The sequence below is a fragment of the Pseudomonas sp. Choline-02u-1 genome (assembly GCF_002836515.1).
Taxonomy (GTDB): domain Bacteria; phylum Pseudomonadota; class Gammaproteobacteria; order Pseudomonadales; family Pseudomonadaceae; genus Aquipseudomonas.
This window is the reverse complement of sequence record NZ_PJBC01000064.1, coordinates 39221-52557: the sequence shown is the minus strand read 5'-3', so window position 1 is coordinate 52557 and position 13337 is coordinate 39221. Positions and strand designations below refer to the sequence as shown.

Annotated in this window: 13 protein-coding genes; 8 read left to right on the top strand and 5 right to left on the bottom strand. The window is 60.9% G+C overall.

Annotation, left to right across the window (positions count from 1 at the left end):
- Window positions 1–6 precede the first annotated feature (6 nt).
- The 7 genes from mltB (at window position 7) to CXF97_RS20825 (ending at window position 6527) form a co-directional block, all read left to right on the top strand.
- A complete protein-coding gene (mltB, locus tag CXF97_RS20855; protein WP_101160611.1) occupies window positions 7–1017 on the top strand; it encodes a lytic murein transglycosylase B in 1011 nt (336 codons plus the stop codon).
- Window positions 1017–2027, top strand: coding sequence for a septal ring lytic transglycosylase RlpA family protein (locus tag CXF97_RS20850; RefSeq protein ID WP_101160609.1), 1011 nt, complete (start codon window positions 1017–1019; stop codon window positions 2025–2027). The genes mltB and CXF97_RS20850 overlap by 1 nt, the downstream gene beginning before the upstream one ends.
- Before the next feature lie 187 nt (window positions 2028–2214).
- On the top strand, window positions 2215–3372 hold the full coding sequence (locus CXF97_RS20845) for a D-alanyl-D-alanine carboxypeptidase family protein (protein WP_016773028.1): 1158 nt from the start codon (window positions 2215–2217) through the stop codon (window positions 3370–3372).
- Window positions 3373–3459: 87 nt separating this feature from the next.
- Entirely contained in the window at window positions 3460–3735 is a 276-nt protein-coding gene (locus CXF97_RS20840) for a DUF493 domain-containing protein (protein WP_093098020.1), read from the top strand.
- Entirely contained in the window at window positions 3735–4382 is a 648-nt protein-coding gene (gene lipB / locus CXF97_RS20835; RefSeq protein ID WP_024014445.1) for a lipoyl(octanoyl) transferase LipB, read from the top strand. The genes CXF97_RS20840 and lipB overlap by 1 nt, the downstream gene beginning before the upstream one ends.
- A gap of 25 nt (window positions 4383–4407) precedes the next feature.
- Window positions 4408–5406 carry a lipoyl synthase gene (gene lipA / locus CXF97_RS20830; RefSeq protein WP_178081223.1) on the top strand — a complete coding sequence of 333 codons (999 nt, stop codon included), beginning with the start codon at window positions 4408–4410 and terminating at the stop codon, window positions 5404–5406.
- Window positions 5407–5576: 170 nt separating this feature from the next.
- A complete protein-coding gene (locus tag CXF97_RS20825; protein WP_101160605.1) occupies window positions 5577–6527 on the top strand; it encodes an LD-carboxypeptidase in 951 nt (316 codons plus the stop codon).
- A 110-nt stretch (window positions 6528–6637) separates the two neighbouring features.
- On the opposite strand, the gene CXF97_RS20820 is transcribed toward CXF97_RS20825, so the two are convergent.
- The 5 genes from CXF97_RS20820 to leuS all read right to left on the bottom strand — a co-directional run bounded on the left by CXF97_RS20820 (window position 6638) and on the right by leuS (window position 12753).
- A complete protein-coding gene (locus CXF97_RS20820; protein ID WP_101160603.1) occupies window positions 6638–7960 on the bottom strand; it encodes a lytic murein transglycosylase in 1323 nt (440 codons plus the stop codon).
- 61 nt (window positions 7961–8021) lie between these two features.
- Window positions 8022–8186, bottom strand: a complete 165-nt coding sequence (arfA, locus tag CXF97_RS20815; RefSeq protein ID WP_016773035.1) for an alternative ribosome rescue factor ArfA — start codon at window positions 8184–8186, stop codon at window positions 8022–8024.
- Window positions 8187–8376: 190 nt separating this feature from the next.
- Window positions 8377–9414, bottom strand: a complete 1038-nt coding sequence (holA, locus tag CXF97_RS20810) for a DNA polymerase III subunit delta (protein ID WP_101160601.1) — start codon at window positions 9412–9414, stop codon at window positions 8377–8379.
- Window positions 9415–9453: 39 nt separating this feature from the next.
- Window positions 9454–10059 carry an LPS assembly lipoprotein LptE gene (lptE, locus tag CXF97_RS20805; RefSeq protein WP_101160600.1) on the bottom strand — a complete coding sequence of 202 codons (606 nt, stop codon included), beginning with the start codon at window positions 10057–10059 and terminating at the stop codon, window positions 9454–9456.
- Window positions 10060–10146: 87 nt separating this feature from the next.
- Window positions 10147–12753 carry a leucine--tRNA ligase gene (gene leuS, locus CXF97_RS20800; RefSeq protein ID WP_101160597.1) on the bottom strand — a complete coding sequence of 869 codons (2607 nt, stop codon included), beginning with the start codon at window positions 12751–12753 and terminating at the stop codon, window positions 10147–10149.
- Between the two features lie 246 nt (window positions 12754–12999).
- Between leuS and CXF97_RS20795 the strand changes: the two genes are divergently transcribed.
- Complete coding sequence (locus tag CXF97_RS20795; RefSeq protein WP_101160594.1) at window positions 13000–13323, top strand: hypothetical protein; 324 nt, start codon at window positions 13000–13002, stop codon at window positions 13321–13323.
- The last annotated feature ends 14 nt before the right edge of the window (window positions 13324–13337 follow it).

The window sequence follows — 13337 nt, the reverse complement described above, 5'->3', positions numbered from 1 at the left end:
AGTGCAATGCAAGTAATGCGTGGCTGGGCGACTCGATGCGCGCCGCTGGTTGGCCTGATGGGCCTGCTGGGGGGCGTGCAGGAAGCGCTGGCCGGCGACTATGAAGGCTCGCCGCAGGTGGCCGAATTCGTCGGTGAAATGACCCGCGACTATGGTTTCGCCGGTGAACAACTGATGGGTGTGTTCCGCGAGGCGCAACGCAAGCAGTCGATCCTCGACGCCATCTCCAAGCCCGCCGAACGGGTCAAACAGTGGAACGAATATCGTCCGATGTTCATTACCGACGCGCGCATCGCCCGCGGTGTGGATTTCTGGCGCCAGCACGAGGCGACGCTGGCGCGTGCCGAGCAGGAATATGGCGTGCCGGCTCAAGTCATCGTGTCGATCATCGGCGTCGAGACCTTTTTCGGACGTAATACCGGAAATTTCCGGGTGATCGATGCTCTATCGACCCTCGGCTTCGACTATCCTCCGCGTGCCGACTTTTTCCGCAAGGAACTGCGTGAGTTCCTTCTGCTGGCGCGTGAAGAGCAAGTCGACCCACTGACCCTCAAAGGCTCATACGCCGGGGCGATGGGCCTGCCGCAGTTCATGCCGAGCAGCTTTCGCGCCTACGCGGTGGACTTCGACGGTGACGGCCACATCAATATCTGGAACAACCCGGACGATGCGATCGGCAGTGTCGCCAGCTATTTCAAGCGTCATGGCTGGGTCGCCGGTGAACCGGTGGTCAGCCGCGCCGATGTGCGCGGCGAGCAGGTCGATGAAGGCCTGACCACCGGCATTGAACCAGTGAAGACGGTCGCAGAGTTGCGGGCGCTGGGCTGGTCAAGTCATGATGCGCTGCGCGATGATATGCCGGTTACCGCATTTCGCCTCGAAGGCGACAACGGCCCTGAATACTGGATGGGCCTGCAGAATTTCTACGCGATCACGCGTTATAACCGCAGCGTGATGTACGCCATGGCCGTACATCAACTGTCTGAACAGCTGGTACAAGCACGGGGCGTCAAGTAATGCAGGCATTGCCTAACAATAAACCCCTGAAGCTGGTGGCTTTCGCTGCGTTGGCAGTCTTGGTCGCCAGTTGCACGACCAGCCGCACGCCGACGCAGAAAACCCCGTCCACCGCTGTCCGCGCCAAACCGGGCCTGGACATCAACCGTGCGCACAAAGACGGCGCGCCATGGTGGGATGTCGATGTCTCGCGCATCCCCGATGCGACGCCGACCCTGCACACCGGCCCGTACAAGGCCAACCCGTATACCGTGCTGGGCAAGACTTATTTCCCGCTGCAGGAATCCAAGACCTACGTGGCTTCGGGCACGGCGTCCTGGTATGGCACCAAGTTCCATGGTCAGAACACCGCCAACGGCGAAGTGTATGACCTGTACGGCATGAGCGCCGCGCACAAGACTTTGCCACTGCCAAGTTACGTTCGGGTGACGAACCTGGACAACAACAAGACGGTGATCCTGCGCGTCAACGACCGTGGCCCGTTCTACTCCGATCGCATCATCGACTTGTCCTACGCGGCGGCGAAGAAGCTCGGCTATGCCGAGACCGGCACCGCGCGGGTCAAGGTCGAAGGCATTGATCCGCAGCAGTGGTGGGCGGCCAAGGGGCGTCCGGCGCCGCTGATGCTCAACGAGCCGCAAGTGGCGCAGACCAGCGCGCCAGTGATTACGGCTTCGGCCGGCACCGTCGAGCAATGGACGCCGCCGCCGCAGCAACATGCCGCGGCCGTGGTGCCCGTGCAGATCGATGCAAAAAAAAACGCTTCTGCACCAGCGTCTGGCCAGTATCTGCAGGTGGGCGCGTTCGCCAACCCGGACGCTGCCGAGTTGCTGAGGTCGAAGCTCAGCGGGATGGTGAGCGCGCCGGTGTTCATCAGCTCGATCGTGCGCAATCAGCAGACCCTGCACCGGGTACGCCTGGGGCCGATCGGCTCGCCGGGTGAGATCGCCCAGGTGCAGAACAGTGTGCGTCTGGCCAACCTGGGTTCGCCCAGCGTGGTCACCGAGTAATACGTAGACCTTGATTGACGGTTCACTTGCGGTATTCGGGGGGTGAACCAGGTTGTTGGCTCGTCGAAGAACAAAAGCCCGGCAAGGGTGACTGGAGTGAGCAACTGAACACGCGATGGCCCGTTAGAAGGCTGTCTGAATAAGTTTTGCCTTCGGGCAAGTTTCCATTAGCGATTTCGAGAGACGGATGAACATCACCACCTTTGCCAAACGCCTGTGTCTGCTAGTCCCGCTGCTCCTCTCGCCAGCCGCCTTCGCGGCCGAGATGATGCCGTCGCCACCACAACTGGCCGCCAAGGCCTACGTTCTGATGGACGCGAGCAGCGGCAACGTACTGGTCGAAAACAACGGCGACCAGCGTCTGCCACCGGCCAGCCTGACCAAGCTGATGACCGCGTATATCGCGACCCTGGAAATCCGTCGCGGCCAGATCGGTGAAAATGACCCGGTGACTGTCAGCGAAAACGCCTGGCGCACCGGCGGGTCGCGGATGTTCATCAAGGTTGGCTCGCAGGTGACTGTCAGCGACCTGCTGCACGGCATCATCATCCAGTCCGGTAACGACGCCAGCGTCGCCTTGGCCGAGCACATCGCCGGCAGCGAAGACGCCTTCGCCGACCTGATGAACAAGACCGTCACCGAACTGGGCATGACCAATACCCATTTCATGAACCCGACCGGTCTGCCGAACCCTGAGCACTATTCGTCCGCTCACGACATGGCGATCCTTGCTCGCGCAATCATCCACGAAGACCCGGCTCACTACGCGATCTACTCGCAGAAAGAGTTCTTCTGGAACGGCATCAAGCAGCCTAACCGCAACCTGCTGCTGTGGCGCGACAAGACCGTCGACGGTCTGAAAACCGGCCACACCGACGAAGCCGGCTACTGCATGGTGTCCTCGGCGGTACGTGACGGCCAGCGCCTGATCGCTGTAGTGTTCGGCACGAACAGCGAAGTGGCCCGTGCCGCTGAAACCCAGAAGCTGCTGACTTACGGTTTCCGCTTCTTCGAAACCCAGACCTTCTATCAGAAGGGCACTGAACTGGCGCAGGCGCCGGTATGGAAAGGCACCACCAGCCAGGTCAAGGCCGGTCTGGCGCAAGACCTGACCATGACTCTGCCAAAAGGCCAGCTGAAGAAGCTCGCTGCCAGCATGACCATGAACCCGCAACTGGTCGCACCCATCGCCAAGGGCGACGTGATCGGTAAAGTCGAAGTCAAACTGGAAGACAAGGTGGTGCACAGCGCCGACCTGATCGCTCTGGATGGCGTCGAGGAGGGTGGTATCTTCCGCCGCATGTGGGATAGCATCCGACTATTCTTCTACGGCTTGTTCAACTGATTCAGTGTTGACCTGCATGGCCCCGCCCCGATCCGGAGCGGGGCCATGTGCGTTACCACGGCTTGTGCTATTAGAGGCCGTTACGCCATGACCGATACCGAAGTAAAGGCGCCAAAGATCGAATTCCCTGTTACGGATTATCCCGTCAAGGTGATCAGCGATACGGGCGTCGGCCGCAAAGACCAGATCATCGAGATCGTCAAGAAACACGCGACCATCAATGATGAGCGCATCGACGAACGTCAAAGCAGCACCGGCAAGTACACCACCATCCAGCTGCACATTGTCGCCACCGATCAGGATCAGCTGTACAACATCAACAGCGAACTGCGGGCGACCGGCTTCGTGCACATGGTGCTGTGATGCACGGCACGCTGGGCTTTCGCGAGCTGGGCCAGATGGCTTACGAGCCGGTCTGGCATGCCATGCAGCGCTTTACCAACGAACGCGGCAACGCTGCCGCCGACGAAATCTGGCTCGTCGAACACCCGCCGGTGTTCACGCAGGGCCAGGCCGGTAAGGCCGAACACTTGTTGCTGCCGGGAGATATTCCAGTCGTGCAGGTCGATCGCGGCGGCCAAGTGACTTATCATGGCCCCGGGCAACTGGTGGCCTATCTGTTGCTGGATGTGCGCAAGCTGGGTTTCGGCGTGCGCGACCTGGTCAGCCGCATGGAAGCCTGCCTGATCGAACTGCTGGCCAGCTACGGCGTCACCGCCGCGGCCAAGCCGGATGCTCCCGGCGTCTATGTCGACGGAGCGAAAATCGCTTCTCTGGGTTTGCGCATTCGCCACGGTTGTTCCTTTCATGGCCTGGCCCTGAACGTGGATATGAACCTGGAACCGTTTCGACGGATTAATCCCTGCGGCTACGCCGGGCTGGCCATGACCCAGCTGAGCGATCACGCAGGATCGATTGAATTTGCCGAGGTAAGTGCCCGGCTGCGCGCGCAGCTCGTCAAACACCTCGACTATGCTGAGCAGACGACCCTCACGGGCGGAATCGACTGATATGACTACTGATGCAGTGCAAACCATGATCCCGACGCTCGACGTGACCGAGCGCCCGGCCCCGCGTCCCAAGGTTGAAGCCGGCGTCAAGCTGCGCGGCGCCGAGAAGGTTGCACGCATCCCGGTCAAGATCATCCCGACCACCGAATTGCCGAAGAAACCCGACTGGATCCGCGTGCGCATCCCGGTGTCGCCGGAAGTCGACCGCATCAAGAGCCTGTTGCGCAAGCACAAGTTGCACAGTGTCTGCGAAGAAGCGTCCTGCCCGAACCTAGGCGAATGCTTCTCCGGCGGCACCGCGACCTTCATGATCATGGGCGACATCTGCACCCGTCGCTGCCCGTTCTGCGACGTTGGCCACGGTCGTCCGAAGCCACTGGACGTCAACGAGCCGGTAAGCCTGGCCATCGCCATCGCTGACCTCAAGCTCAAATACGTGGTGATCACTTCGGTTGACCGCGACGACCTGCGTGACGGCGGTGCTCAGCACTTTGCCGACTGCATCCGCGAAATCCGCAAACTGTCGCCCAACGTGCAGCTTGAGACCCTTGTCCCGGACTACCGTGGGCGCATGGACATTGCGTTGGAAATTACCGCCGCCGAGCCGCCGGATGTATTCAACCACAACCTGGAAACCGTGCCGCGTCTGTACAAGGCCGCGCGGCCGGGTTCGGATTACCAGTGGTCGCTGACCCTGCTGCAACGCTTCAAGCAGATGATGCCGCACATTCCAACCAAGTCCGGCCTGATGCTGGGGCTGGGCGAGACCGACGACGAAGTCATCGAAGTCATGAAGCGCATGCGCGAACACGACATCGACATGCTGACTCTCGGTCAGTACCTGCAGCCGTCGCGCAGCCACTTGCCGGTGCAGCGTTTCGTGCACCCGGACACCTTCGCCTGGTTCGCCGAGGAAGGTTACAAGATGGGCTTCAAGAACGTCGCTTCGGGCCCGCTGGTACGCTCCTCGTACCACGCCGACGAGCAGGCGAAGCTGGTCAAGGCCGAGCTGCTGGGTTCCTGATTCAGCACCAGAGAAAAATGCCCGCCGAGGTTTGAAACCCGGCGGGCATTTTTTTGCCCGACTTACATTCATTGCTGTTTTTTCCTTCGAGGTACGGCGTGAGTGATCCTCTTCTGTTTGTTCACGTTCCTGACTAATGTGTGAGCATCAATTTACAGGGAGATCCAAGGATGACCGTTCGACCGCCCCATACACTTTGCCCTCACAAAGCGGTGCCCGCACTGCCCTCGGAAGGGCTGATCGGTGTCATTGCACCTGCCGGCCCTGGTGCTCTGGACACTGATAAGGCGGTGCAATGGATGCGCGCCCGTGGTTATGGGCTGAAAGTCTTTGCCGGCGTCTATGAAAAGGATGGCTATCTGGCCGGCAGTGACGCGGTACGCCTGCGCGATCTGCACGCGGCGTTCGCTGATCCCGAAGTCGACGCGATCATTTGTCTGCGCGGCGGCTACGGCACACCGCGTCTGCTGGACCGCATCGATTACGATCTGCTGAGCCGTCATGCCAAGCCGTTTGTCGGCTACAGCGATATCACCGCGTTGCACCTGGCGATCAGTCGTTACGCCGGTTTTGTGACCTTTCACGGACCGCTGCTCAATGCCGACTTGCTGGGCGACAAGGAGCCGCCGACGGTGACTTCATTTTTCGCCATGCTGCGCGGGCAAATGAGGACGGGGAGTGTGCTGAGCCATCCGGTGGCGTATCCGTTATCAACCGTCGAACCGGGCATCGCGCATGGGCGCTTGCTCGGCGGCAATCTGGCGATGATCGCCGCGACCCTGGGCACGCCTTACGAAATCGACGTCGAAGGGGTGATTCTGTTCATTGAAGACATCAACGAGCCGTTGTATCGCATCGACCGGCTCCTGACCCAGATGCGTCTGGCCGGCAAGCTGGCCCGACTGCGCGGTGTGCTGGTTGGTGATATCGCCGGGGTGGATGTCACCGCGCTGAATCGCTTGCTCAAGCAAACCTTTGGGCCGTTGCGGATTCCGGTGTTGTCGGGTTGGCGCTGTGGCCATTGCGACCCGAACCTGACGCTGCCGTTGGGCGCGCTGGTGCGGCTGGATGCGGGGAAGCAGGAGTTGCTGCTGGAGCAGGATGTAGTCATCAAAGATTGAAGATTTGTCGATAGACAAATTGTCTTCGGGAGCAAGCCCCTCCCACATTTGAACGCGTCCCTCAGTTGGAACACCGTCGAATGTGAGAGGGGACTTGCTCCCGAAAGCTTTTATTGGGCGCGAAGGCTCTCAAGCAACTTGTGCGTCGGATAACCATCTGCCGGCCACCCCAGCGCTTGCTGGGCACTGCGAATCGCTTTGCGCGTATTGGCGCCGATAATCCCGTCCGCCGTGCCGGCGTCGTAGTTGCGCGCGCTGAGCAGCGTTTGCAGTTCGATGCGTTCCGTGCGGCTTAGCGGCAGATCATCTTTCGGCCAATTGCCATTGATCAGACCCGCGCCTTCAAAGCGCTCGGACAACAGGCTTACCGCCAGTGCATAGGACGAGGAATTGTTGTACTTGAGAATCGCGCGGAAGTTGTCGAGGATCAGGAACGCCGGGCCGCGATAACCGGCCGGCAACAGCAGGGCAGCGGAGAGTTGTTCGGAGCCGGCTGGCACCTGCGCGCCATTGGGCAGGTTCACGCCCAGTTGCCGCCATTCGGCGACGCTTTTACGAATCGCGCCATCGGCCAGGGTGTAGTTGAAGCCACTCGGCAGCTGTACTTCGAAGCCCCACGGCTGGCCACGCTGCCATCCCGAGCTTTGCAAGTAGTGAGCGGTCGAGGCCAGCGCATCGGCCGGGCTGCCCCAGATGTCGCGGCGACCGTCGCCGTCAAAGTCCACGGCGTGAGTATTGTAAGTGGTCGGAATGAACTGGGTCTGGCCCATTGCTCCGGCCCACGAGCCGAGCATTTTCTCCGGGGTGATATCGCCCTGTTGCAGAATCTGCAGGGCGGCGATCAATTGCGCATGGGCAAAGCCTGGACGACGGCCTTCGTAGGCGAGGGTAGCGAGCGAGTTGATCACCGACTTGCTGCCCTGAAACTGGCCGAAATTGCTTTCCATGCCCCACACCGAGACCAGTGCCTGACGATCAACGCCATAACGCTGCTCGATGCTTTGCAGAATGTCGGCGTACTGATTGATCAGCGCCTGACCCTTACGCACGCGCAACGGTGACAACGCACCGTCGAGGTATTCCCACACCGGGCGGGAGAACTCCGGCTGACTGCGGTCGGCCCGAATCACGCTGGCGTCGAAGCTGACATTGGCAAATGCCTGATCGAACAGCTCGGGGCGAATCCCGGCGGCCAGGGCATCCTTGCGGAAACCGGCTTGCCATTCGGCGAAGGTCTGGGTCGGTTGAATATCGAGCGGATCAGCGGACGGCACTACCGGCGGGATGATCGCTGGGGCCGTGGTGACCGGGGCGGCTTGAAGCGGTTGTGCATCGGCGGCGGTGGGTTTTTCCGCGCAGGCGACAAGCAGGATGAAGCTGGAGGCAGCGATCAATTGGCGCACGGGCCATCGACGGGAAAGACTTGGGGGCATGCACAGTTCCAGGGGAAACGAATCAGGTGCAGACCTTAACATGAGCGGGGGGTAGTGCGCCTCAGGCAGCCAGAAAGTAAAAAGCCTCCCGGTTGTCAGACCGGAAGGCTTCGCGGCGGTAGCTGCCTTTGCCCTTGGCTGGTCGTTCCTGGCGGCTGCGGAACAAGGGCTGGGCGACGATGGATTTGGCCTTGTTGGGGCCATGCTTTGCTGGCTTTTTGCTCATGAAGATTCTCTCGGTGAGGTGGATTTTGCGGGGGAAATAGTCTGCCGATGTGACGCGTCTGTCTATAGGGCAAATATGGGTAATGTTTGTGGGAAAACAAGATCAAAAGATCGCAGCGTGCCGCAGCTCCTGCAAGGATTGGTGTAAGAGCAGCCGAAGGCTCGGGCCGCGTTCGGACGATCTCTTGATCTTATTCGGCAGGCAAAGACAGGCGCTGGCCTGCCATCAACAGAGCCAGGCGACTGAGGCTCATCCACGGCGAACCGGCTGCCTGGCCCTTGATCTGTGCATCGATACGCTGTGCTTCGAGCAGCAACTGCGCCCAGCGTTGCGCCGAATAGCGTTGCAGAGCCTTGCTCATCAGTGGCTTGCGCTTGTCCCAGACCGGCGGTTTCGACTGGCTGAAGCACTTGTCCAGCGGCGTGCCCTGACTGTATTGCAGGGAGATATTGGCCAGCAGGCGCAACTCCCGCGCCAGCGCCCAGAGGATCACCGGCGGCTCGACGCCTTCGCCGCGCAAACCTTCAAGCATGCGCAAGGCGTGGGCCGGCTCGCCGTTGAGCACCGCGTCGGTCAGGCCGAACACGTCAAAACGTGCACTGTCAGCTACCGCAGCCTGCACGGTTTCGACGGTGATCTGCCCACCTTCGGCCATCAGCTTGAGCTTTTCGATTTCCTGCGCGGCGGCGAGCAGGTTGCCCTCGACACGCGCAGCAATGAGTTCGACCGCGTCCTGGCTGGCCGACAGGCCTGCCTGCGACAGGCGCTGACGGATCCAGCTCGGTAACTGATTGGCATCCACCGGCCAGATCTGCACGAACTGGGTTTGCGGGCCTTCGACCAGCGCTTTGCCCCATTTGGTTTTCTGCGCGCTGCCATCGAGCTTGGGCAAGCTGATCAGCAGAACAGTGTCTTCAGCGGGGCGCGAGCAGTATTCGATCAGCGCCGCAGCACCTTTGTCGCCGGGTTTGCCTGATGGCAGACGCAGCTCCAGCAGGCGTTTTTCGGCGAACAGCGACATGCTCGCGCCAGCTTGCAGCAACGTGCCCCAATCGAAATTGGCGTCGGCGGCGAAGACCTGGCGTTCATCGAAACCTTGCTGGCGAGCAGCACTGCGGATGGCGTCGGCGGCTTCCTGACACAGCAACGGGTCATCGCCGCTGATGATGTAGACCGGCGCAAGTGCGCCTTGCAGGTGTTTGCCGAGTTGCGCGGGAGCGAGCTTCATAAGGAAGGGCGAGCGGGGCGCCTGGGCGCCCCGGCCGGCTTACTGCTGCGGGATTTCGAGCGGCGACTGACGCGGGGTTTCCGCTTCAGCCTTTTGCGCCGCTTCCAGCGCATCGGCCTCAGCCTTGGCGCGGTCATTGGCGGTTTGTTGCAGTTGTTGCAACTGACCCGGGGTCAGCTGCGACAGGCGCAGCATCATGCGCTGCACCAGCTCGCGGCGGATTTCATTACGGGCGTCGTTGGCTTCCTGATCGGAGCCGACCAGGTTGTTGCCGTCGTGAATGAAGACCTTCTGCACTTCGAGTTTGTCGCTGAGCAGGGACAGATCCTTGTCGCCGCGGATGTCATAGCTCAGCACGGTGCTGACCTGGTACTCGCCCGTGCGACCGGCACCGGCATAGCTGAGGATGCGCTGGCTTTCCTGCTCGTCAGCCAAATACAGCTTGTACGGCGCACCGGTGTAGACCTTGACGCCGCTGGACTCCAGCGTCTGACGCAGCTGTCTCACGGTTTCGCCGTAAGCATTGCGCGCGCTCAGGTCGAGTTCCTTGATCGACAGTTCGTTGGTGCCGGTACCACGCAACTGGAAACCGCAGGCGCTCAGCAGAACGGCGAGGCCCATCACCAGCAGATTGCGTTTGATCATTGTGTTGCTCCCCTTGAAACCAGGTGAGCCGACTCTGCGGCCCGAAAGGTTTAACTGGGTGCCAGGCGACCCGGCACCCGATCCAATTTAGCTGGCGACGATGTTGACCAGTTTGCCCGGTACCACGATCACCTTGCGAATGGTCAGGCCGTCAACGAAACGCAGCACGTTTTCGTTGACGCGCGCGGCGGCTTCGATTTCTTCGCGAGTGGCGATGGCGGGCATTTCGATCTGCCCACGCAGCTTGCCGTTGACCTGAATGACCAGGGTCAGGTTGTCCTGCACCAGAGCACTTTCATCCACGGCCGGCCAGCCTGCGTCGATTACGGCATCGGCGTGGCCCAACTGCTTCCACAATTCATGGCTGATGTGCGGGGTGATCGGCGCTAGCAGCAGGGTCACCGCTTCCAGGCCTTCGTGCAGCAGCGCGCGGTCCTGTTCGCTGCCTTGCGCGGCTTTTTCCAGTACGTTCATCAGCGTCATCACCTGAGCGATGGCCGTGTTGAATTTGTGGTTTTGGCCGACGTCATGGCTGGCCTGCTTGATCGCCAGGTGGATCGCACGACGCACGGTCTTCTGCTCGTCGCTCAGAACGGCGATATCGAGTTTGCCCGGCAAGCCCTGAGTGACGTGAGCTTGCGCCAGACGCCAGACGCGCTTGAGGAAGCGGTGCGAGCCCTCAACGCCGGAGTCCGACCATTCCGCGCTCATGTCAGGCGGCGAGGCGAACATCATGAACAGACGGCAGGTGTCGGCGCCGAACTGGTCGATCATCGACTGCGGGTCGACGCCGTTGTTCTTCGACTTGGCCATCTTCTCGGTACCGCCGATTTCCACCGGCAGGCCGTCGGTTTTCAGTTTGGCGCTGATGACCTTGGCTTTGCTGTCGCGTTCCAGTTCTACGTCGGCCGGGTTGAACCAGGTATAGGCGCCGTTGGCTTCGCGACGATAGTAAGTCTCGGCGATCACCATGCCCTGGGTCAGCAGGTTTTTGAATGGCTCGTTGGAGCTGACCAGACCTTCGTCGCGCATCAGTTTGTGGAAGAAACGCGCATAGAGCAGGTGCAGAATGGCGTGTTCGATACCACCTATGTACTGATCCACCGGCAGCCAGTGATCAGCGGCGGATTTCTCGACCAGACCTCCTTCGAAGTGCGGCGAGGCGTAGCGGGCGTAGTACCAGGACGACTCGACAAAGGTGTCCATGGTGTCGGTTTCACGCTTGGCCGGTGCGCCGCATTTCGGGCAGCTGCATTCGTAGAACTCGGGCATGCGCGCCAGCGGCGAACCGGCGCCGTCCGGGACCACGTCTTCCGGCAGAACGACAGGCAACTGATCTTCCGGCACTGGTACATCACCGCACGCAGCGCAGTGGATGATCGGGATCGGGCAACCCCAGTAGCGCTGGCGGCTGATGCCCCAGTCGCGCAGGCGGAACTGGGTGCGCGAGGCGCCCAGCTCTTTCTTGATCAGGGCCACTTCCATGGCGTCGAATGCGCCGGCGAAGTCGAGGCCGTCGAACTCACCGGAGTTGATCAGCGTGCCATGCTCGCCGTAGGCGTCTTGCCACGGCGCGGGGTTGGTGTCACCGGAGCTGGTGCGCACCACCGATTTCACTGGCAGGTTGTACTTGTGGGCGAATTCGAAATCGCGCTCGTCGTGCGCCGGTACGGCCATGACCGCGCCGTCGCCGTAGTGCATCAGCACGTAGTTGGCGACCCATACCGGCAGTTTTTCACCGGTCAGCGGGTGCTCGACGAACAGGCCGGTGGGCAGGCCTTTCTTTTCCTGGGTGGCGACATCGGCTTCAGCGACGCTGCCGCCCTTGCACTCGGCAATGAACGCTTGCAGCTCAGGGTTGTTCCGCGCGGCCAGGGTAGCCAGCGGGTGCTCGGCGGCCACGGCGACATAGGTCGCGCCCATTAATGTGTCCGGACGGGTGGTGAAGACTTTCAGAGTGCCGGCTTCGCCGATCGAATCGACGTTGTACGGGAACTGCACTTCCATGCCACGGGACTTGCCGATCCAGTTGCGCTGCATGGTCTTGACCTGTTCTGGCCAGCCCGTCAGTTCGTCGAGGCTTTCCAGCAGCTCGTCCGCGTAAGCGGTGATCTTGAAGTAGTACATCGGGATTTCGCGCTTTTCGATCAGCGCGCCGGAGCGCCAGCCGCGCCCGTCGATGACTTGCTCGTTGGCCAGTACGGTCTGGTCGACCGGGTCCCAGTTCACGGTGCCGTTCTTGCGGTAGATCACTCCCTTTTCGAACAGGCGAGTGAACAGCCATTGCTCCCAGCGGTAATAGTCCGGCTTGCAGGTGGTCACTTCACGGGACCAGTCCACGGCGAGGCCGAGGCTGCGCAGCTGCGACTTCATGTAAGCGATGTTTTCGTAGGTCCACTTGGCGGGCGCTACGTTGTTCTTCATCGCGGCGTTTTCCGCCGGCATGCCGAACGCATCCCAACCCATTGGCTGCAGAACGTTTTTGCCCTGCATGCGCTGGTAACGCGAGATCACGTCGCCGATGGTGTAGTTGCGCACGTGGCCCATGTGCAGCTTGCCGCTGGGGTAAGGGAACATCGACAGGCAGTAGTAGGTTTCCTTGCCTGGCTGTTCACTGACTTCAAAGGACTTTTGCTCATCCCAGAAGGACTGGGCGGCGGCTTCGATCTCACGGGGCTGATATTGTTCGTGCATGGCTACTTTTGTACTGGATAGGGGTGGCCTAATCCTCTTCGACGGCGGCATCCGGGATGCGCTGGAAGTGGAATGACAGGAAGCGCCGTAGCATACATGACCGCGCTTGACCGAGGGAAACCCTGATTACAGCTGTTTGCCCGAGCGTTTGAGTGGCGAGGGCCGTTGGTCGCGGCGTGTAGCCGGTTCGTGCAGCGAAGCTAAGCTCTAACTGGGGAGTGAGTCTTATCTTCAATGAGGTGAGGGATGGTGGAGCAACGGAAAAATAACGTAACGAAACCCGAGTTGTACGAAAGGTTGATCGATCGTCTGGGCATGGCGCTGGACGCCGTGAAAACCGCTGGCCGGCTGCGCGACGAGCGCCCCCTGGAACTGGAATTGCGTGGCTTGAGCCCCGCCGAGTTCAAACTGGTCAAGGCCTATCTGGATCGCAGTGAACGTGAAACGCAGGGATGCCTGTCTCAAGCAGTGAAGCAGCTCGATGCGACACATTCGGCCAAGGTCATCTGGCTCAAGGACAAGGCGCCGCGCAGAGACACCGGCAAGGTGCGTTCTGTGCAGGCCAAGTAAGCGCATGGCAGGTC

Coding starts and splice junctions, on each gene's coding strand:
- mltB (WP_101160611.1), top strand. CDS start 7: ATGCAAGTAATGCGTGGCTGGGCGACTCGATGCGCGCCGCTGGTTGGC.
- leuS (WP_101160597.1), bottom strand. CDS start 12,753: ATGCACGAACAATATCAGCCCCGTGAGATCGAAGCCGCCGCCCAGTCC.
- CXF97_RS20820 (WP_101160603.1), bottom strand. CDS start 7,960: ATGCCCCCAAGTCTTTCCCGTCGATGGCCCGTGCGCCAATTGATCGCT.
- CXF97_RS20850 (WP_101160609.1), top strand. CDS start 1,017: ATGCAGGCATTGCCTAACAATAAACCCCTGAAGCTGGTGGCTTTCGCT.
- lipA (WP_178081223.1), top strand. CDS start 4,408: ATGATCCCGACGCTCGACGTGACCGAGCGCCCGGCCCCGCGTCCCAAG.
- holA (WP_101160601.1), bottom strand. CDS start 9,414: ATGAAGCTCGCTCCCGCGCAACTCGGCAAACACCTGCAAGGCGCACTT.
- CXF97_RS20825 (WP_101160605.1), top strand. CDS start 5,577: ATGACCGTTCGACCGCCCCATACACTTTGCCCTCACAAAGCGGTGCCC.
- CXF97_RS20795 (WP_101160594.1), top strand. CDS start 13,000: ATGGTGGAGCAACGGAAAAATAACGTAACGAAACCCGAGTTGTACGAA.
- lipB (WP_024014445.1), top strand. CDS start 3,735: ATGCACGGCACGCTGGGCTTTCGCGAGCTGGGCCAGATGGCTTACGAG.
- lptE (WP_101160600.1), bottom strand. CDS start 10,059: ATGATCAAACGCAATCTGCTGGTGATGGGCCTCGCCGTTCTGCTGAGC.
- CXF97_RS20840 (WP_093098020.1), top strand. CDS start 3,460: ATGACCGATACCGAAGTAAAGGCGCCAAAGATCGAATTCCCTGTTACG.
- CXF97_RS20845 (WP_016773028.1), top strand. CDS start 2,215: ATGAACATCACCACCTTTGCCAAACGCCTGTGTCTGCTAGTCCCGCTG.
- arfA (WP_016773035.1), bottom strand. CDS start 8,186: ATGAGCAAAAAGCCAGCAAAGCATGGCCCCAACAAGGCCAAATCCATC.